This is a genomic window from Arthrobacter sp. BB-1, assembly GCF_006151685.1.
GTDB lineage: Bacteria > Actinomycetota > Actinomycetes > Actinomycetales > Micrococcaceae > Arthrobacter.
In genome coordinates, this window is sequence record NZ_VDEV01000022.1 from 351741 (window position 1) to 372071 (window position 20331).

The 20331-nt window shown below is 67.3% G+C and carries 14 protein-coding genes; 5 read left to right on the plus strand and 9 right to left on the minus strand.

The window, feature by feature from the left end; all coding sequences use genetic code 11:
* Nucleotides 1-15: 15 nt before the first annotated feature.
* The gene (locus FHJ30_RS13405) at nt 16-2151 is read right to left on the minus strand and encodes an ATP-dependent DNA helicase UvrD2 (protein WP_139029748.1); all 2136 of its coding nucleotides are present in this window, start codon (nt 2149-2151) and stop codon (nt 16-18) included.
* Between the two features lie 58 nt (nt 2152-2209).
* On the minus strand, nt 2210-3232 hold the full coding sequence (gene nudC, locus FHJ30_RS13410) for an NAD(+) diphosphatase (RefSeq protein ID WP_139029749.1): 1023 nt from the start codon (nt 3230-3232) through the stop codon (nt 2210-2212).
* 132 nt (nt 3233-3364) lie between these two features.
* Between nudC and FHJ30_RS13415 the strand changes: the two genes are divergently transcribed.
* Complete coding sequence (locus FHJ30_RS13415) at nt 3365-4702, plus strand: macrolide 2'-phosphotransferase (RefSeq protein WP_139029750.1); 1338 nt, start codon at nt 3365-3367, stop codon at nt 4700-4702.
* Nucleotides 4703-4779: 77 nt separating this feature from the next.
* Here FHJ30_RS13415 and FHJ30_RS13420 read toward each other — a convergent pair whose 3' ends face one another.
* Genes FHJ30_RS13420 through FHJ30_RS13430 form a run of 3 tightly spaced genes read right to left on the minus strand, consistent with a single transcriptional unit; the run spans nt 4780 to nt 12202 of the window.
* Nucleotides 4780-8409 carry an ATP-dependent DNA helicase gene (locus tag FHJ30_RS13420; protein WP_240793702.1) on the minus strand — a complete coding sequence of 1210 codons (3630 nt, stop codon included), beginning with the start codon at nt 8407-8409 and terminating at the stop codon, nt 4780-4782.
* Between the two features lie 29 nt (nt 8410-8438).
* Nucleotides 8439-11789: an ATP-dependent DNA helicase gene (locus tag FHJ30_RS13425; RefSeq protein WP_240793695.1), complete on the minus strand. Its 3351-nt coding sequence runs from the start codon at nt 11787-11789 to the stop codon at nt 8439-8441.
* Nucleotides 11786-12202, minus strand: a complete 417-nt coding sequence (locus FHJ30_RS13430; protein ID WP_139029752.1) for an MGMT family protein — start codon at nt 12200-12202, stop codon at nt 11786-11788. Before FHJ30_RS13430 ends, FHJ30_RS13425 begins: the two co-directional genes overlap by 4 nt.
* A 63-nt stretch (nt 12203-12265) precedes the next feature.
* Here FHJ30_RS13430 and FHJ30_RS13435 point away from each other — a divergent pair, with 63 nt between their 5' ends.
* The 4 genes from FHJ30_RS13435 to FHJ30_RS13450 all read left to right on the plus strand — a co-directional run bounded on the left by FHJ30_RS13435 (nt 12266) and on the right by FHJ30_RS13450 (nt 15749).
* Nucleotides 12266-12976 carry a 3'-5' exonuclease gene (locus FHJ30_RS13435; protein ID WP_139029753.1) on the plus strand — a complete coding sequence of 237 codons (711 nt, stop codon included), beginning with the start codon at nt 12266-12268 and terminating at the stop codon, nt 12974-12976.
* A 322-nt stretch (nt 12977-13298) separates the two neighbouring features.
* Nucleotides 13299-14234 carry an ABC transporter substrate-binding protein gene (locus FHJ30_RS13440; RefSeq protein WP_139029754.1) on the plus strand — a complete coding sequence of 312 codons (936 nt, stop codon included), beginning with the start codon at nt 13299-13301 and terminating at the stop codon, nt 14232-14234.
* A gap of 16 nt (nt 14235-14250) precedes the next feature.
* Nucleotides 14251-15015: an amino acid ABC transporter permease gene (locus FHJ30_RS13445; protein WP_104998485.1), complete on the plus strand. Its 765-nt coding sequence runs from the start codon at nt 14251-14253 to the stop codon at nt 15013-15015.
* On the plus strand, nt 15012-15749 hold the full coding sequence (locus FHJ30_RS13450; protein WP_139029755.1) for an amino acid ABC transporter ATP-binding protein: 738 nt from the start codon (nt 15012-15014) through the stop codon (nt 15747-15749). Before FHJ30_RS13445 ends, FHJ30_RS13450 begins: the two co-directional genes overlap by 4 nt.
* A gap of 114 nt (nt 15750-15863) precedes the next feature.
* On the opposite strand, the gene hemL is transcribed toward FHJ30_RS13450, so the two are convergent.
* The 4 genes from hemL to FHJ30_RS13470 form a co-directional block, all read right to left on the minus strand.
* Nucleotides 15864-17195 (minus strand): glutamate-1-semialdehyde 2,1-aminomutase, encoded by a 1332-nt coding sequence (gene hemL / locus FHJ30_RS13455; RefSeq protein WP_139029756.1) that lies wholly within the window; start codon nt 17193-17195, stop codon nt 15864-15866.
* Nucleotides 17196-17240: 45 nt separating this feature from the next.
* The gene (locus FHJ30_RS13460; RefSeq protein WP_139029757.1) at nt 17241-18326 is read right to left on the minus strand and encodes an LLM class flavin-dependent oxidoreductase; all 1086 of its coding nucleotides are present in this window, start codon (nt 18324-18326) and stop codon (nt 17241-17243) included.
* A complete protein-coding gene (hemB, locus tag FHJ30_RS13465; protein WP_139029758.1) occupies nt 18323-19306 on the minus strand; it encodes a porphobilinogen synthase in 984 nt (327 codons plus the stop codon). The genes FHJ30_RS13460 and hemB overlap by 4 nt, the downstream gene beginning before the upstream one ends.
* 62 nt (nt 19307-19368) lie before the next feature.
* A complete protein-coding gene (locus tag FHJ30_RS13470; protein ID WP_139029759.1) occupies nt 19369-20262 on the minus strand; it encodes a uroporphyrinogen-III synthase in 894 nt (297 codons plus the stop codon).
* Nucleotides 20263-20331: the final 69 nt, after the last annotated feature.

Below are 20331 nucleotides of genomic sequence, written 5' to 3' on the forward strand. Positions count from 1 at the left end.
CGCCGTTCCCGGACCTCACAGGGAAGTGCTTTCCGTGAGGACGCGCAGTACGTCTTCCCCGTACCGTTCCAGCTTGGAGGGGCCAACTCCTGCGAGCCCGGCGAGCTCTTCGAGCGAGGCGGGACGCGCCTCGGCAATGGCGGTGAGCGTGGCGTCAGTGAAGACCACGAACGCCGGTACCTCCGCGGCGAGGGCAACTTCGCGGCGCCAGGTCCGCAGGGCATCGAAGGTCTGTTCCTCATAGCTCGGCGGACAGGAGTTGCACCGGCCAATTTTGCGTTCCGCGCCGGTGGCGAGCATGCTTCCGCAGACCCGGCACATGGCGGGCGCGGCGGCTTTCCGGCGGGACACCGTGACCTTTCCCCTGGTGCTTGAACTCGCCACCGAATCCGGGCGCAGCCCGTCCAGGAACCGTGACGGCTTCCGGTTTGCCCGGCCGCCCGGAGTCCGGGCCGTGGACCATGACAGCGACAGGTGCTCCCGGGCCCTCGTGATTCCCACGTAGAGGAGCCTGCGTTCCTCGTCCACAGATTCCGGCGAGTCAGCGAAGGAGATGGGCATCAGCCCCTCGCTGAGGCCCACCAGGAACACCGCATCCCACTCCAGGCCCTTGGCGGCGTGCAGCGAGGCAAGGGTCACGCCCTGGACGGTGGGGGCGTGCTGGGCAAGGGACCGTTCCTGGAGTTCGTTGACGAAGTCGGCCAGCCCAAACTGGGTGCCCCGGGTTTGGACCAGCTCATCGGCAAGCGCCACCAAGGCTGCCAGCGATTCCCAGCGTTCCCGCAGCGCACCGCCGCTGTGGGGGGCCGAGTCCGTGTAGCCGAGGGAGGAGACGATGTCCCGGACCAGCTGGCCCAGGGGCTCGGGGGCGTCCGTTTCCGCGACAGCCCGGGTGGCGGCCCGCAGCTGCAGGATGGCGTCGCGGACCTCCTTGCGGGCGAAGAACCGCTCACCGCCCCGCAGCTGGTACCCGATGCCGGCGGCGGCGAGGGCCTGCTCGTACGCTTCGGACTGGCCGTTGGTGCGGAACAGGACAGCGACCTCACTGGCGGGCGTGCCGGCGTCGAGCAGTGCCTTGATCTTCTGGGCAACAGTGGCTGCCTCGGCTTCATCGTCCGCGCACTCGGTGAACTGTGGTGCCGGTCCCGCCGGCCGCTGCGCCACGAGCTGGAGCGGTGTTGCCCAGGATGCATCCGCAACGGGCCCGCCGCTGCGCCTGCCCGCCAGGAGGTCGTTGGCGAGCTTCACCACCTGCGGGGTGGAACGGTAGTCGCGGATGAGTTTCACAACATTGGCCTGCGGGTAGCGGGCCTTGAATTCCAGGAGGTGCTTGGGGGACGCCCCCGTAAACGAATAGATGGTCTGGCTTGCGTCGCCCACGACGCAGAGTTCGTCCCGGCCGCCGAGCCAGAGTTCCAGGAGCCTCTGCTGCAGCGGGGAGACGTCCTGGTATTCGTCCACCACAAAGTGCCGGTACTGCTCGCGGACGGTGGCGGCGACTTTCTCGTCCTCCTGGAGGATGCCCACCGTGATCAGCAGGACGTCCTCGAAGTCGATGACATTGCGGTCCGTCTTCACGTCCTCATAGGACTGGAAAACCCGTGCCACGGCGGTGAGGTCGAACCCTCCGGGCGCGCCCCTGTCCTGGGCGTTTTCCAGGTAGTTGGCCGGCGTCAGCATCGACACCTTGGCCCACTCGATTTCGGAGGCGAGGTCGCGGATGGATGCCCTGTCCGTGCTGAGCCGGAGCCTTCGGGCGGCCTCTGCCAGCATCTGCGCCTTGTGGTCCAGGAGGTTGGGCAGGGTTCCGCCCACCGCCTGCGGCCAGAAAAACTGGAGCTGGCGCAGGGCAGCGGCATGGAACGTGCGTGCCTGCACGTTGCCCGCGCCGAGGTCCCGCAGCCGGCTCCGCATCTCGGCAGCAGCCCGGGCAGTGAACGTCACGGCAAGCAGCCGTTGCGGCGAGTAGACCCCCGAGTGGACGCCGTAGGCGATCCGGTGGGTAATGGCACGGGTCTTGCCGGTCCCCGCACCGGCCAGGACGCACAGCGGCCCGTTCAGCGTGCTGGCCACTTCCCGCTGCTCCGCGTCCAGGCCGCCAAGGATGCGATCCTCCAGGGATGCTGTGCCGTCAATATGTTCTGTAGTCACTTCTGCTGCTCTTGGTCTCGACTACCGCGTGCTGGAGTCTGGTGGATACGTAAAGGAGTCAGGCGCCGGGCCGGTCCTGGATGCGTCCGCCGTACCAATGCTCAATCAGCGAGCGGGCAATGGAAAGCCGGCTGGAAATGGTGATCTCCCCGCTGAGCACGGCTTCCTGGAGTTCCTCCCGGCTGAACCAGCGCGCCCTGGTGACCTCAACGCCGTCGGGCTTTGCTTCGGAGTCTTCGGTGACGGCGGTAAATCCAAGCATAAGGGAGGCCGGGAACGGCCAGGACTGCGAACCGAGGTACTGGCATGCGGTCACCCGGACGCCCACCTCTTCGTAAATCTCGCGGACCACTGCCTGTTCCAGGGACTCCCCCGGCTCCACGAAGCCTGCCAGCGTGGAGTAGTTCCTGGCATCCGCCGGACCGCCGCCGCCCAGCAGAAGCCGGCCGTCAGGGCCCACGACGGTGACAATGATGGCAGGATCCGTCCGCGGATAGTGTTCCGACAAATCCTCGGGGCACCGGCGCACCCAGCCGCCGGATTCCACCTCGGTGGGCTTGCCGCACCGGGGACAGTGAGTGTGGCCGGAGTGCCAGTTGGCGATGGCGCTCGCTTCGACAAAAAGTGCAGTGTGGGTTGGGCTCAGCCCGCCAGCCACGTCGCGGAAGCCGGCCCAGCGGGCGTCGGACGGGATGCCCGCTGTTCCCGGGGCCACCGGCTCCGGCAGGACAAAGAGCAGCAGCCCGGTTCCTGCGGGAAAGTCCGAGTCCGGGAGGGCGGAACCGAGGAAGACCACCAGTTCCGGCGCCGACCCTGCCGCGGAAAGTTCTTCAAGCAGCGGCGCCGCGGCGGCCGCAAACAATCCGTCGCCCTGCACCAGCCCCTGCCGGCCGGCCAACACAACAGCCAACGTTGCGGGGCTGGCCAACTGGCTGGCCACTATCCCGGGAGCAGTTCGCTCGGCCGATCCGCGGTCCACCAGCGCAGGCCTTACGGGGAGCAGGGTATCCATGAGGTGGTTTGCGGGCAGCGTTGCCGGCTGCTCCTGGTAGACCGGTGTAACAGACTCGGCATGGCTCATAGGTCCACCGTACTGACTGGCGCTGACAATTGACATTTCCAAGCCCTCTCCATGCCCCCTGATTTGCAGGTATCTGAAGACTCGCCGCTGCCGGACCGGCCTCCCGGACGGCAGGCAATCTACCGTGGAATGGTGAGAAGAAAACCGATTGAACTGGCAGCCGTTGCAACCGCGGCAGTCCCCGGACTGACCCCGACGGCCGTTAGCTCTGCCCCGGACGACCCCGCGGACTTCGACTCTGCCCTGCTCCTTGATTCCGAGGGGAAGCGCTGGCGGGTGAGGTCGCCGCGGCACGCCGAGGCCAGCGCACGCCTGGAAACCGAATTCCTGGTCCTGCGCGCCTTCGCGCCGGGCATTAGGGCTGAGCTCCCTTTCCTGATGCCCACCGTGGCGGGCAGTGTGCGACTGGGCAGCCTGAGCACGTTCGTCTACTCGCACCTGGGCGGGAGCACCCGCAGCGTCGAAGAGCTCACGGCGGGACCGGACGCCCTTGCCCGGGAAATCGGTGTTGCCCTGGCGGCGATTCATGATCTTCCGCGTGCGTTGGTCAGCAACGCGGACCTGCCCAGCTACACCCCGAACGAATTCCGGCAGCGCCGGCTGAACGAGCTGGACCAGGCAGCCACCACCGGGAAGATTCCCCCCGCCCTGCTGCTCCGCTGGGAACACGCGCTGGAGGACGTGTCCCTGTGGCGCTTCAATCCGTGTGTCGTGCACGGCGACCTGCACGAGGACAACCTGCTGGTGGAAGGCCAGCGGGTCACGGCGGTGACCGGCTGGACCGACCTCCGCATCGGCGACCCCGCGGACGACTTCGCCTGGCTGGTCGCTTCCAACGAGCAGGATTTTGTGGATGCCGTCCTGGCGTCCTACACGTCCGGCCGCCGGGACACTCCGGACAACCACCTGCTCCGGCGGGCCGCGCTCTCCGCTGAGTTCGCCCTTGCCCAGTACCTGGTGAAGGGCATCGCTGCCGGCGACTCCTCCATGATTGCCGAGGCGGAGGAGATGCTGGACACCCTGGCCCACGACATCGCAGAGCACGGCGGGCAGCCCATCAGCGTTGAGCCCCTTCCGCCTGCGGCAACTGCCGGGACCCCTGCGGTTGGGGCGGCTGGCACAGCGGCGCTTGGGGCTGCGGCACCTGACGCTGTTCCGGGCATTCGCGCGGCCGACGACGACATGCCGGCTGGCGTGCCGCCGGTCACGGTCCTGCCCGTCCCGGCCCAGCCTGTCCCTGCCGGGCCTGCCGTCATCGTGACTCCAATTCCGGTGGCGCCAGTCCCTGTGTCCCAACCTGCGCCCCACCCGGCACCCGCTGCCGGCCAGCGGTTGGGGGCGGACAACGACGGCACCGGGACGAAAAGCGATCCCGAGAGCGGCGCTGGATCCTCCCGCCTTGGATCCGCCGGCGGACCCGACGATACATCCACCGCCGCACTCTCGATTGTCGAGGCCAAGAAGGACTAGGCCAGCTCCCGCCGTGACGGGACTACTGCCATAACAGGACTACGGCGGGGAGGAAGCGCGGCCAGGAGGACGCCTCCTCAGGGAGAAGCGAGTGCGGCCGTGACGATCTCCTCCAACTGGCCTGCAGTTCCAAGGTCGTGGGGCCGCACCACCTCGTTGTCGGCAACGTAGAAGAACGCCGCCCGTACGTCCTCCAGCGGCACCCCCTTCAGCCGGGACCATGCCAGCCGGTACACAGCAAGCTGGACTGCCTTGGTCCGGAGCAGGTCCCCGGAGGGCCGCCGGCCCGTCTTCCAGTCCACCAGGTCCCAGCGTCCGTCAGGATCCTGGAATACTGCGTCCACACGGCCACGAACCACCACGTCCCCTACGCGCGTCTCCACGGGCACCTCAATGAATGCCGGAGAACGGTGGGCCCAGGGGGACGACCGGAAGGTGGCCACCATGGCGTCGAGATCGTACGCCGCATCGATGTGGTCATCCGAACCCGGTGCTTCATCGAGGTCCAGCATGCCGGCCGTGCCAAAGTACTCTTCCACCCACGCGTGAAAAGCCGTTCCCTTCCGGGCCGACATTCCCGGTTCCCGCGGCACGGGCCTTCGCAGGCGCCAGGCCACCGCTGACGGGTCCTCGCCCAGGTCAACCAGGGTGGATGCCGAAATGTGGGCGGGAAGGTGGACGTCCTGGGAAGAAGACCTCCTTGCCCGGCGTTCGAGCAGCAGCGCTGCTTCCCGCGCCCAGCCGGCAGCAACCCCTGGCAGTTCGGACGTCCGCAGGAGGCCGGGATCCATGACGGACGGGGTTCCCGCGCCCGCTCCGGCGTCCGGCCGGGCAGCAGCGGGACGCCGGATGGAGGGCTCCAGCGCCGCCATCACCCGCGCAGACGCGGTTTCCATCGCGTGCCTGCGTCCGCTGGCCAGGCGCAGTCGCTCCCCCGTGCGCGGATCCACCGGCCCCTCCAAGGGATCGTAGGGCCAGCCGGCCACCTCTGTATCAAGCGTCAGGGGGCTGGTTTCAGGCAGGGAGGCCTCCTCCACCGAAAGGGGATGGATGACTGCCCGTGCGGGCCCTTCGCTGGCCGTGGCGGTCAGAATTTCAAGCTCCGCCAGGAACGGCGACATGTCCGCCCGTCCCGACCTCGATCCCACCCAAGCCGCACTGGACGCCCACAGGACATGCTTTGCCCGGGTATACGCCACGTACGCCAGGCGGCGCTCCTCAGACTCCGCATGTGCCTGGACAGCTGCCTTGAAGTCCTTTTCCGCATCCAGCCACCCTTTTTGGTCGGGCTGGTCCAGGTCCCACTGGGGAAGATCTTCCCGGTCACCGCGAAGCGGCCAAGGCAAAGCTGCGGACCCGCTGCTCCAGCGGGAGTCACGATCGCTGGGGAAGTCCTTGGCGTTCAGTCCAGGAACAAAGACGACGTCCCATTCCAGCCCCTTGGAAGCATGGACCGTGAGCAGCTGCACGGCCTCCCGGTTGACGTCGCCCGGTGGTGCTTCCAGCCCGTTTTCCTCTGCTGACGCAGCTTCCAGCCAGGACAGGAAGGCGAGGATATCCACGCGCTGGGATGTCCGCAGGAACCCGGCCGCGGCATCCTGGAAGGCATCAAGGTTCCGGCGTGCCTGGTGGATGCTGATGCCGGGCCTTGCGGCAACCTCGATATCAAGCAGCATGGCCCTTTCCACCTCCCCGAGCAGGGTAGTGAGGTCGTCCCCAAGATAGCCGCGGAGCTGGCGCAGCTCCGCGGAGAGCTGGACCATCCGCTCCCGGGCAGCGGGGGTAAAGGACCTGCCGTTCGCTGAGGTCCATCCTTCCCGGGGCAGCCAGTCAAGTGCCTCCACCAGGCTGGCGGCGTCGGTAAGGTCGCCTTCCAGGACGGCCGACTCTGCTTCCGGCAGGTGGTCGCTGGCCTGTCCAGCCTGGCCCCGGCGCCGGGCAAGCTGGCTGGACCAGTCCCGCAAGGCCATCAGATCTGCGGGGCCGATCCGCCAACGCGCCCCGGCCAGCAGGCGCATGAGAGCATCGGAACGGCCGGGGTCGGCGAGGACACGCAGGGTTGCAACCAGGTCCACGATTTCAGGCGTATCCAGGAGCCCGCCGAGTCCGACAATCTCGTAGGGAATGCCGCGGGCCTCCAACTGCCGCCGTATGGGCTCCATTTGTGCGCGCCGCCGGCAAAGGACAGCGATGGCGGGCGGGACCGGCGAACCGTCGGGCTTCAGCTCAAAATCCGTCACCCGGTACTTCAGGACGTCATCGGCGAGCGCTGCGGCTTCATCCACATCGCTTCCAAACCGCCCCAGCACCACTGATCCCGCTGCCGCATGGGGGCTGGGCTGCAGCGGCGGCACCTTGGGTGCCGCCGCCCCTCCCCCTCCCGCTGGGCCGCGCTGCGCCGCGGCCCGGGCCAGGGATTCGGACATCACGTTGGCGGCGGCCAGGATGGACCGTCCGTTCCGCCATGCCGTTGTCAGGTATGACGTGGGTGCGGGAGACCAACTGGCAGCGCTTTCCGCCATATCCTCTCCCCTTGCACCCTCTGCATTCTCACCGGCGAGGGCTGTCCCATGTCCCGGTGTCCCCTTCCACACGGGGAACTCGCGTACGAAGTGAAACAACTGGCCCGCCGAAGCGCCCCGGAAGCCGTAAATTGACTGGTTGGGGTCTCCAACGGCGGTCACAGCATGCCCGCCGCCAAAGAGCCGGGAGAACAGCACCAGCTGGGCGTGGGACGTGTCCTGGAACTCGTCGAGCAGGACCACCTTGTAGCGCTGCCGTTCCATCTGGGCTGCCAGGGGCACCTCCTGCGCCACGCGGGCGGCGAGGGCCACCAGGTCGCCAAAATCAAGCGCCCCACGGGCTCGCTTCGCCGCCGCGTACCGGCCAACCATGTCTGCCACGCTTGCCCTGGTCCTCAGCATGCCGGCGAGGTCGGCCGCTGCCTGCGGCGGGTTCCTCTTCTTGGCCGCGAGGTACGGCAATGACTCAAAGTCGGACAGCCGCGCCATCAGCCAGGCTTCAACGTCCTCAGGTTCCTGGAGGTGCTCTGCGCATTCACCGGCAAGTTGAATGACTGCCTTCACAAGGGTTGACTTGGCGGCGCGGAAGTGACCGTATTCGCCGTCGTATCCCTCCACGACCTCGCTGGCCAGCTGCCAGGCCTGCGCGCCGCCCAGCAGGACCACATCCCGCTCCACTCCCAGGCGGAGCCCGTAGTCAGAGACGATGCCGCTGGCGAAGGAGTGGTAGGTGGACACTTTCGGCTCCAGAGCGTCGGTGCTGAGCAGCCCGTCCCGGAACACGCTGGGCCTGCTGCCTCCTTCAGCCCGGCCCTGGACATCCCTGCCCCGAAAAGCAGTGTCCTGGATAACCAGGCGCTGGAGGGCGGCCAGCTTGCCCCTGATTCGGGAGGCGAGTTCACCTGCCGCCTTGCGGGTGAACGTCACGCCCAGGACTTCCTCCGGCCGTACCCAGCCGTTGGCCACGAGCCACACCACGCGGTCCGCCATGGTGGCTGTCTTGCCGGATCCTGCCCCCGCAATGACCAGCCGGGGGGCCAGCGGCGACGAAATGATGGCCGACTGCTCAGGGGTAGGAACGTTCTTCTCCCCCAGGAGCACGGACAGTTCCTCCGGACTGAAGCGGGGCGCCGGGGGCGACCCCGCATTGCCGGCGGGCCCGGAAGGCGGGGGCGCTGCGGAAATGGTAGCCGAGGAAAGTTCCACCTCCGGCCTCATTCGGTCACTTGCCTTCCGCGCACGCACAGCGGACACACCTCCGGGAGCCTGCAGCCGTGGCCGCCGTGGCTTCCCCTCGAGGGATCGTGCCGTGCTTCGAACGTGCTCCCACCCATAACAGCGGCTGCCTCCTTCACCATGTCCATGGCCCAGTTCTCCTGCGGGTCGATTGCGTCCTGATGCTGGACGGCTGGATTCTTTGCCCCGGTTCCGAGCTGGGCCAGTACAGCACCGCCGGGGAGCGGGGCGGCGGGGCCGTCCGGACGGTCCTGGAAGCCTCCGGCGAGCACCGCTGCCTGGTAGGCGCCAAGCTGGGGATGCCGCGACAGTTCCCCCTTGCCGGGCTGCCGTTTTCCGGTCTTGAGGTCCACAATGACCAGCCTGCCTTCGCTGTCTATCTCAAGCCGGTCCACTTGGCCGCGCAGGACGGCGTCCCGGGCAGGAGCATCATCGACGGGAATCTTTCCGAGTGCTACATCGAAATCCTGTTCCACTCCGAGCAGGCTTCGGCCCTCGCTTCGCATGAGGAGTACATACTGTGCCAGCTTGCGCACCATGGACTCCGCACGCTGGAAGTCCAGCCTGCCCTCCCAGTTGTCCTTCATTCCGAGTGCAGGCCAGCGCCGGACCAGCTCGGCGACGTACTCACTGCCGGACGCGTCCGGCAGCTCCTGGGCAATGGCATGGACAAGGGTGCCAAGGCTGCGGGCAAAGTCTGTGGCGGCCTCACCTCCGGCGGCCTGGACAAACCAGTCGAGCGGGGATTTCTGCACTGTCTCGACTTTTGACGGCGACACGAAGACGGTACCGCCGGGCGGAACCACCGCTGCAGCAGAGGTCAGCGGAAGAAGGCCCCACCAGCTCTGCGGATGCGCGCCGGGCACCGGCGGGTCGGCCTGCGCCAGCCGGGCAAGGACCCTGGCCGCCTCATCCGCCTGGGGAGCGTCCCTGCCGTCCAGCTGGGCATGCTGCCGGAGTTCGGCAACAAGGGCCCGCAGCGCCATGGGCCGCTCCACTGCCGTGAACGGACGGCCCTCCTGGCCGGGTGCCAGCGGCGCAACATAGTCCAGGAAAGAGGACGGCTGGTCATCCTCGGAGGAAGCAGCCGTGCACACCAGCAGTTCGCGTGCGCGGGAGACTGCAGTGGAAAAGCTTCGCAGCTCGTCATACCTGATATCGCGGAGCCGGCTCAGGGGATCACGCTGCAGGGCGTACCCTGCCCCATGTTCCACGGCATCGCTGTAGAGCGTACTTCCCAGCAGCTCGCCGCGGAGCCGGGTATTGGGCCACACACCTTCCTGGAGGCCTGCAACTATCACCACCGGCCATTCCCGTCCGGCCGCACTGGCGGGAGTCAGCAGTTCCACGGCGTCATCCACCTGGGCACGGGCGGCAAGGGTGTCCATGGGAAGCTCCTGGTTCAGGAGGTACTCGAGGAACTGCTCAGGGCCGGCACCGGGCATCTGGTCTACGTAACGCTCCGCGGTGTGGAAGAGCGCCATCATGGCGTCCAGGTCGCGGTCCGCCCGCGCGCCGTGCGGACCCCCGGCAAGCGCGGTTTCCGTCCAGGAACCGGCAAGTCCGGTTGAATCCCAGAGCGCCCAGAGCACTGATTCAGCGTTGGCGCCGGGTTGCGCAGCGGCGTGGCGGCCCGCCTGGATCATGCGTGCAGCCCGCCGCGCGGCACGGCCTTCGATGCCGAGGGTAGCCAGCGCGCCGGGTTCCAGCAACGCTTCGACCAGCAGCGAGTCGCTGGTCCGGCCCCCGCCGCCCAGGATTTCTTCCCTCCGCAGTGACTGCCGAAGCCGGCGGAGCTCAATGGAGGTGGCTCCGCCGATCCGGGAGGTCAGGAGGGATACTGCGGCTTCCGGGGTCAGCAGCATGGGATCAAGTGCAACCGCGAAGGCATCAAGCAGCGGACGGACAGCCACTTCGTCCCGGACGGCGGACTCAGCCACGGGGACCCTAACACTGATCCCCTGGCCCGACAGGTAGCGCTGGAACTCGCTGACCTGGGCGCCGTTGCGCACGATCACCGCGAGCTCGGAAAGGTCGCGTCCATGGTTGACGTGCTGGTCCAGGATGCGCTGGGCTACATAGCGCAATTCATGTACGGCGGACGGGACGAGGTGTGCCTCCACAGCCCCTTGAGGCCTGCGGCCGACGGGTTGCTCAAGCCGCCTGGCCAACTGCCCGCCCGCGCGCTGTGAAATCCGCCCGGCAACTCCGAGCCAGGCTTGGGCCACCGCGGGTGCCTGCCGGTGGGCGTACTGCAGCGGACGCTCCACCACGGGTGCGTCGGGTGACAGCAGCCCGGGCAGTTCAGCCACGAGGTCTGGCCTGGCACCCCGGAAGCCCTGCACCACAGTGTCCGGAGAAAATGCGACATAGCAGTCCTGCCCGCCGGCGATGTCAGCCAGCAGCTCAAAGACTGCGGGGTTGGCTTCCTGGATGTCGTCCACCAGGATCACCTGCAGCCGGTCCCGTTCCGCCGCCAGGAAGCCGGGGGAATCCTGGAAGATCTGCCGTGCTGCCGTGATGATGCCGGCTGGATCAAAGGCCTCGGGCATCCGCAGGTCCAGGACATCCCGGTACTCGGCGTAGAGTGCTGCGGCGGCAATCCAGTCAGGCCTGCGGCACTCGTGGCCGAGCCGCACAAGGTCCCCCGGGGTACGGCCCGACTCGATGATGCGGTCGAACAACTGCCGGACTTCCTGCCGGAAGCCCCGGGTTTCCAGCGCCCCCGCGATATCTTCGGGCCAGGGAAGCTCCAGCCCGGGAAGGCGGTGCCCGTCAAGGAGTTCCTTGATGATGAGGTCCTGCTCCGGGCCTGAGAGCAGCCTGGGGGGCCTGGACAGCGGAAGGATCCCTTCAGCCTTGGCGCGCCGGATCACATCGAAGGCGTAGGAGGCCCAGGTCCGTGCAGGGGTTGTGCTCAGGCTCCTGTCCAGCCGGGCGGTGAAGCGGTCCCGCAAGGCATCGGCGGCAAGGCGGCTGGGCGCCAGGATCAGTACCCGCTCGGGGTCCACGCCGTCCCGGGTGACCCTGCTGACGGCGGCCTCGACAAGGACGGTGGTTTTGCCTGTCCCCGGAGCACCGGGGAGCAGCACGGGCCCTGTTCCTTGGGGGACGTCCACGGCAGCTTGCTGATCAGCTGACAACAGCGGCGCCACGGCATGCACCTGGCGCGGCGGGAGCAGCCGCAGGCCGGTTGCTCCCGGCCCGGCCTGCCGCGGCGTACCTGCGCCTCCGGGGCCGGTAGATCCACCAGGATGAGGGGCCTGGCCATCCGCGGAATCATCCCGGGGTTCGTCGAGCGGGCCGGTGAGGGGCATGGTTACTGTCACAGGGACATTCCATCATCGGCCACTGACAATCTGTGCAGCCGCCGCTCCAGCATCCCGGCAACAGCGTCAATCCTGTCGAACTGGGCCTCGCTTGGCGCCCAGCGGGCGGCCGTAAGATCCACGCGCCAACGCCCCTCGCCGGTCCGCTGGAAGTCAAGGTAGGCACCCAGCAGGGGTGTGCCTTCAGCAAGGTAGCGGCGGAGGGCTTCGGCCTCGTGTCCTTCCGGTGCGTGGCCGCTCGCCTTAAGGACCCGCCACCAGGGGACCCCGCTGCCGTAGCTGCTCATGACCGTGCCGACCTGCCTCGGGCCGCCCGAACCCAGCAGTTCGGCGACGTCACCGTATGCAACGGCGGATCCGGCGGGAACCAGTTCCACAATGGCCAGCACCGCCTCCACATACTCAATCCGCATTGATCCAATCTAGCCGCAGTGGCGTTCCCCGGAATTGTCGGTGGTGCCCTTTAGCGTTGGAGCATGAGCACTTGGAACACCCTCCCCCGCGCGGCCTTCGACCTCGAAACCACAGGGCGCAACTCCCGGGCTGCACGCATCGTCACGGCCTCGGTGACCGTGGTGGACCACAAGGGCGACGTCGTCAGGGAGCACGAGTGGCTGGCGGATCCTGGGGTGGAGATACCCACTGAGGCCAGCGATGTGCATGGCATCACCACTGAACAGGCACAGCGTGATGGCAGGCCTGCCCACGAGGTGACGCGTGAGCTTGCGGCAGTGCTGCAGGGATTGTTCGACGACGGGACTCCAGTCATTGCCTTCAACGCCAGCTACGACTTCACGGTGCTCGCTGCCGAGTCCGCACGGTACGGGGTTCCGCAGCTGACCCGGTTCCCGGTCCTGGACCCGTACATCATGAACAAGCAGGTGGACCGCTACCGCAAGGGCAAACGGACCCTCACGGCGTTGTGCGAGGAGTACGGCGTGGTCCTGGACAACGCCCACACGTCGGCCGCTGATGCCCTCGCCACTTTAAAGGTCCTGGACGCCATGGCCGGCAAGTTCCCTAAACTCAGCATGCCGGCCAGCCAGTTGCACCAGCTACAGGTTGACTGGGCAGTGAGCCAGGCAGCGGATTTCCAGGGCTACCTCCGCAAGACCAAACCCACCGCCGTCATTGAAGGTGACTGGCCTGTCCTCCCGCCGCAGGATGCCAGCACCGGGGGCTTCTAGCGGGGCGGTTCAGTTTCCCGAGGGAGATGTCGGTCACATCGCTTAATAAGCTGGCTGATTTTCAGCAGCCGTCATTCGGCTCATTGGCTGATCCTTCGTTCAACGGAGCACCGGAGGAACGCTTTCTTCGAATCACATTCGATTGACTCCCCAATGAGTTCCTTTTTATTCAGTGGCGGGCCTGAAAACACCGAAGTGAGACAATAAAGTTTTGCGGTCACCCCTGCCCCGCCGTGCTTGAACAGCATCGGGCAGGTGCCAGGCGCCACCAGCGCAGCCTTGCGGCCCGGTTGACTTATGACTCAATGAAAGCGACAGACTGATGAAAATCAAAGCGATGAAGTGGCTGACAACCGCTCCCGTGGCAATCGCCCTCGCGGTTTCCCTGGCAGCGTGCGGCTCAGGATCAGCCCAGCCGAGCGGCACCCCCACGGACGCCCTCGCCGGCAGCGACCAGCAGACGCTGGACAAGTACACCACCGCAGACGTCACCCCGATTGACCAGATCGACAAGACCAAGCTTGGGCTGAACACCGAAGGCAAGCTTGAAGTGGGCACCCTGTCGGACGCCCCGCCGAACATCTTCATCGACCCCTCGGGCAAGTTCACCGGGTACGACAACGAACTGCTCCGCGCCATCGCCGGCAAGCTCGGCCTCGAGGTCGAGTTTGTTGCCACGGACTTCTCCGCCCTGCTTTCCCAGGTTTCCACCAAGCAGTTCGACGTCGGGTCCTCCTCCATCTCCACCACGGACGCCCGCCGCCAGAACGTCGGCTTCACCAACGGCTACGACTTCGGCTTCATGGCCGTGGTCGCCAAGACCGACAGCGGCATCAAGGGGTTTGCCGACCTCAAGGACGATCTCCGCATCGGCGTGGTCCAGGGCACCGTCCAGGACGACTACGTGACCAACACCCTGAAGATGGAACCCATCCGATTCCCGGACTACGCCACCGTTTACGCCAACGTGCGCAACGGCCAGGTTGACGCCTGGGTGGCTCCGTCGCAGCAGGCCACCGGCCAGGTGAAGGAAGGCGACGGCACCGCCATCGTCGAATCCGTCGTCAACACGCAGAACTTCACTGCCTACGCCGTGGCCAAGGATAACCAGCCGCTGATCGACGCGCTGAACTCGGGCCTCGACGCTGTCATCGCCGACGGAACGTGGACCAAGCTGACCAAGGAATGGTACCCGGACCGCGAAATGCCAAGCGACTGGAAGCCGGGCAGCAAGGCCGCCACGGTTCCCCAGAGCTGATTGAGCCGGGACGTTTATGGATCTCCTGGACCAGCTGGCTGACACCTTCTTCAACTGGGAGGAAATGGCCAAAGTCATTCCCGCCCTGTTCATGGTGGGCTTGCCCAACACCCTGATATTGGCCGTGGCCTCCGGGATCCTCGGCTCCCTGCTGGGGCTGGGGCTCGCCATGATGGGGATTTCCCGCAACGCGGGTGCCCGTTGGGTGGCGCGCATCTACACCGATATTTTCCGTGGCCTCCCTGCCATCCTGGTGATCCTGGTCATCGGCATCGGGCTCAGTCCCATTGCCAGGGAAATCACCGGGTCCCGGAACCCGTACCCGCTGGGCATCCTGGCCCTGACACTGATCGCGGCCGCCTACATCGGCGAGATTTTCCGCTCCGGTATCCAGAGCGTGGAGAAGGGCCAGCTGGAGGCCTCCCGGGCGCTTGGCTTCAGCTACGGCAGTTCCATGCGCCTGGTGGTGGTGCCCCAGGGCATCCGGCGGGTCCTTCCCGCCCTGGTGAACCAGTTCATCTCGCTGCTGAAGGATTCCTCGCTGGTGTTCATGCTCGGGCTCGCCGCCTCGGACCGGGAAATCTTCCGGATCGGCAATGACGCCATGGCCAACACCGGCAACCTGTCTCCGCTGGTTGCCGCGGGTGTCCTGTACCTGATCCTGACCGTCCCGCTCACCCACTTCGTGAACTTCATCGACCACCGGCTGCGTACCGGCAAGCCGGAAAAGAAGGAACCGGACGAGCTGGCAGCACCTATCGGCAAGGGGGCACAGGCATGACGGAATTCGCATCCGGGACCCTGACCGGCAAGAACCTGCACCTCTCCTTCGGGCACAACCACGTTCTCCGCGGCATTGACCTGCACGTGGAGAAGGGCACCACCGCTTCGGTGATCGGCCCTTCCGGTTCAGGTAAGTCCACCCTGCTGCGCGTTATGAACCGGCTGATTGAACCGGACCAGGGCGACATCCTCCTGGATGGCCGGTCGGTCCTTAAGGACAACCCGGACGAGCTCCGGCAGCGGATCGGCATGGTATTCCAGCAGTTCAACCTGTTCCCGCACAAAACCGTGGTGGACAACGTGTCCCTGGCCCTGCGGAAACTGCGGAAGCTTTCCAAGGAGCAGGCGCGGGCCGAGGCCCTGGAGCAGCTGGAACTGGTGGGCCTGAGGCACAAGGCCGATGCCCGCCCGGCAAACCTTTCCGGCGGCCAGCAGCAGCGCGTGGCAATCGCCCGGGCACTGGCCATGAAGCCGGAGGTGATGTTCTTTGACGAGGCCACCTCCGCGCTGGACCCCGAGCTCGTCAAGGGAGTCCTGGCACTGATGACCGACCTAGCGAAGGGCGGCATGACCATGGTGGTGGTGACCCACGAGATGGGCTTCTCCCGCAATGTGTCGGACACCGTGACCTTCATGGATGCCGGAGTGGTTGTGGAGTCCGGCCCGCCGGAGCAGATCTTCACGGCACCCGCAACGGACCGGCTCAAGGGCTTCCTCTCGGACGTCCTGTAGCCCGTCCCGAAGAGCGCATAAAGAAATCCCCGGCTGCAGCACGCAGCCGGGGATTTTTTTGCGGGTGCCGCCTCGCGGCGGCTGGGCGGACGACCCCGGGACCCGCCCCAGGCCCTAGCCTTGAGCCGCCGCGGCAGCCTTAGCCGCGGCCGGCAGTGCGTCATAGATCCGGTTCATGGCGGTGTCGTCATGCGCGGCGGACAGGAACCACGCCTCGAAGACGGACGGCGGCAGGTACACCCCGGATTCCAGCATCGAGTGGAAGAACGGGGCGTAGCGGAAGCTCTCCTGCGCCTGGGCGTCAGCGTAATTGTGGACGCCGTTGGCTGAGGTGCCGAAAGCCACGGAGAAGAGGTTGCCGGCAAACTGGATCGAGTGGTCAACCCCGGCGGCATCCAGGGCCTCGGACAAGGCGGAGGACAACTCCAGGGAGCGGACGTCGATAAAGGAGTACACATCCCGGGTGGCATGCGTCAGCGTGGCCACGCCGGCGGCCATCGCCACCGGGTTTCCGGAGAGCGTGCCTGCCTGGTAGACGGGACCGGTGGGCGCGAGGTAGTCCATGACGTCGGCACGTCCGCCGAGGGCCGCCGTCGGCATTCCCCCACCGATGACCTTGCCGAAGGTGAGCAGGTCCGGGGTCCACGGCTCGGCGGCGTCCGGCGCTCCGCCGGTCAGGCCCCAGTAGCCTGAGTAGCCGGTGCGGAAACCGGTGAGCACCTCGTCCACGATGAGCAGTGCACCGTGTTCGCGGGTGATGCGGGACAGGCCCAGGTTGAAGCCTTCCTCCGGCGTCACCACGCCCATGTTGGCCGGGGCTGCCTCGGTGATCACAGCAGCAATGCTGGGCCCGTGGGCGGCAAAGGCTTCCTTGACGGCTGCGAGGTCGTTGTAGGGCAGCACCAGCGTTTCGGCGGCCGTGGCCTCGGTGACGCCGGCGGAACCCGGCAAGGCAAGGGTGGCCACGCCGGAACCTGCGGCTGCAAGAAGTCCGTCCAGGTGGCCGTGGTAGCAGCCGGCGAACTTGATGATGAGGTTGCGGCCGGTGAAGCCGCGGGCCAGGCGCACGGCGGTCATGGTCGCTTCTGTTCCGGTGGACACCATCCGGACGCGTTCGACGGCGGGGACGCGTTCCTTGACGATTTCAGCCAGGTTGGCCTCGTCCGGGGTGGACGCGCCGAAGGACAGGCCGCGGTCCACGGCTGCGTGGACGGCCTCCAGCACGGCGGGGTGGGCGTGGCCCAGCAGCGCCGGCCCCCAGGAGCAGACCAGGTCCACGTATTCCTTGCCGTCCGCGTCCGTGAGGTACGGACCCTTGGCCGAAACCATAAAGCGCGGTGTCCCGCCCACGGAACCGAAGGCACGGACCGGCGAGTTGACCCCGCCCGGCATCAGCTGGCGGGCACGGTCGAAGAGTTCCTCATTGCGAGGAGTGCTGGATGTCATGGTTCCTATTCTCTCAGTTAGCCGGCGCTGTCTTCCGCCGGTGCGTCAGGTGCCGAGCAGTTCAGCCACCCGGGGCGCCACCGCCGTACCCAGCAGCTCGATGGAGCGCATCATCGCCGAGTGCGGCAGCGGCCCGTTGCTGTATTTGAGGTCAAAGCGGTCCACACCCAGGTTCTGCTTGAGCAGGACGATCTTGCGCGCCACCGTTTCCGGCGAGCCCACGTAGAGGGCACCTTCCGGGGCGCACAGTGCCTCGAACTCGCCCCGGCCGGCAGGTCCCCAGCCCCGTTCGGCACCGAGTTTGTTCCGCAGCTTCAGCCAGTGCGGGAAGAGTTCCTCCCGGGCCTGCTCGTCGGTCTCGGCCACGTGCCCGGGCGAGTGGGTTGCAATCTGCTGCATAGGGTGCCCGTACTTTGACATGGCCTCGCGGTACAGGTCCACCAGCGGCCGGAAGCCCCGCGGCTGCCCGCCGATGATCGCGAAAATGATGGGATAGCCGTACTGTGCGCACCTCAGCACCGATTCGGGGGTTCCGCCCACGCCAATCCAGGTGGGCAGCAGATGGTGTTCCAGGGTCGGGTAGACGCTCAGTCCGGACAGCGCAGGCCTGGTCCGGCCTTCCCAGTGCACCGGTTTCTGCGCCCGCACCTTGTCAAAAAGCTCGAGTTTTTCCTCGAACAGGACCTCGTAGTCCGCCAAGTCCAGCCCGAACAGCGGGAAGGACTCGATGAAGGAGCCACGGCCAAGCATGACTTCCGCCCGGCCGTTGGAGATGGCGTCCACGGTGGAAAAGCGCTGGAACACGCGGATGGGGTCATCTGAACTCAGGACAGTGACCGCGGAGCCGAGCCGGATCTGGGATGTGCGGGCGGCTGCGGCGGCCAGGAAAACCTCCGGCGCGGACACCGCGTAGTCCTTGCGGTGGTGCTCCCCCACACCGAAGGCGTGGAGTCCGACGGCGTCAGCCAGCTCGGCCTGTTCCAGCAGCTGGCGCAGCACCTGGGCATGGGGCTGCGGGCTCCCGTCCGGATTCTCGCCGACGTCTCCGAAGGTGTTGAGGCCGAGCAGGATGCGGCCTGCACCCACGGGCGCCGTGGGACTTTCCGGCGGTGCGGGGGTTGCTTCGGTCATCGGGACTCCTTCAGCCAGCCGGCCAGTTCGGCGGCCCAGTAGGTCAGGACCATGTGGGCACCGGCGCGGCGGATGCCCAGCACCGATTCGGTGATGGCGGCCCGCCGGTCGATCCAGCCGTTGGCAGCCGCGGCTTCGATCATCGCGTACTCGCCGGAGATCTGGTAAGCGGCCACCGGCACCGGGGACATGGCGGCGACGTCGGCGACGATGTCCAGGTAGCTCATGGCAGGCTTGACCATCACGACGTCGGCCCCCTCGGCGAGGTCCAGTTCCACTTCGCGCAGGGCCTCGGTGCGGTTGCCGGCGTCCATCTGGTAGGTCCGGCGGTCGCCCTTCAGCTGGGAATCGACGGCTTCCCTGAACGGGCCGTAGAACGCGGACGCGTACTTGGCTGCGTAGGCGATGACGGAGGTGTTGGTGTGCCCGGCCTCGTCCAGGGCGGAGCGGATCGCGGCAACCTGGCCGTCCATCATGCCGGAAGGGCCCAGCATGTGGGCACCGGCGTCCGCCTGCGCCACGGCCATCCGGGCGTAGATCTCCACCGTGCGGTCGTTGTCCACGTAGCCGTCCGCGTCGAGCACTCCGCAGTGCCCGTGGTCCGTGAACTCGTCCAGGCACACGTCGCTCATGACCACCAGGCTGTCCCCGACCTCGGCGCGCACGTCCCGGATGGCCTTGTTCAGCACCCCGTCAGGGTCAAGCGACGCCGTCCCCTCGGCGTCGCGGGTTTCCGGGATGCCGAAGAGCATGATCCCGCCGAGCCCCAGCTCAACGGCTTCTGCCGCGGCGCGTTTCAGGGTGTCGGTGGTGTGCTGGACAACTCCGGGCATGGAGGTGATGGGGTTGGGTTCAGCCAGGCCTTCGCGGATGAAGGCCGGAAGAATCAACTCGGCGGGCGCCAGGCGGGTTTCGGCGGTCAGCCGGCGCATGGCCGGTGTGGTGCGGAGGCGGCGGGGGCGGTCGCTGGGAAAAGTCATGATCCTGTCCTTTGCTTTTGGTTCAAGCGGTGGGTGGGTGTCCGGTGGCGGGCTTCCCCGCATCAGGGCGGCTGTCCGCCGGCGTCTTTATTTGCTTGGAGGGCTGCCACGACGGCGGCAACAAGCCCTGCCGGCGTGGGCTGCGCCGCGATGGCAGCAACCGGCATGCCAAGCGCGGACGCCTGGTCCGCCGTCGGCCGTCCAATCGCCACGAAGCGGCAACCGCCCAGGGGAACCAACCCATGGAGGCGCCGAGCAGCGCTGGGTGAAGCGGCGATCACGGCGTCGATGCGTCCCGCGGCGAGTTCGGCGGCCGCAGTTGCCGGCGTCAGCAAGGCGAACGACGGCGGCTGCCCCTCCCCTGCCCTGTCCTCCGCCGGGATGGCGAGCCTCCGCTCCGCTGCCGCGGGATAGTCCACGGTGCGGTAGGCCGTGACAGCCGTGACGGTGCTGCCTGCCGCTGAGAGCCCCTCCGCCAGGCGCGGCGACGCGATGTCGGCCTGAGGCAGCAGAACCTTGCCGCCACCGCCTGGCCACACCGAGAGCAGCCCGGCGGCGGACTGCTCTTCCTCCGGCGCCAGGGCCACCGCGAGCCCGTGCTCTTCCAGGAGGCTGCGGGTCGCCGCGCCCACGGCTGCGATGCGGGTTGCGGGCGGGACCCAGGCCGCCAGCGCCAGGCCGCGTTCGGCAGCCTTGGCCGCGAGGACATGGACCGTGGTGGCGCTGCTGACCGCCAGCCAGTCGAAGGCCCCGGCAGCCAGGGCATCGCAGGCAACGTCAAGGGAATGCTGGTCCGGAGCCCGCTCAAAGTCGATCAAGGGCAGCAGCAGCGCGTCGGCTCCCGCGTCCCTCAGCGCCTCGACGAGAGGCAGCGAGCGCTCGGGGCTGCGGGTGATGAGCACCCGTGCGCCCGCCAGCGGCGCCATGGGCGTCCCGGCGCCCTCCTGCGGAACCATGCCCGGCATGCTTAGTTGCGCCCCGGCCGGGGACGCCGGGCGCAGACGGTAGGCAAGGGCATGGCCGGG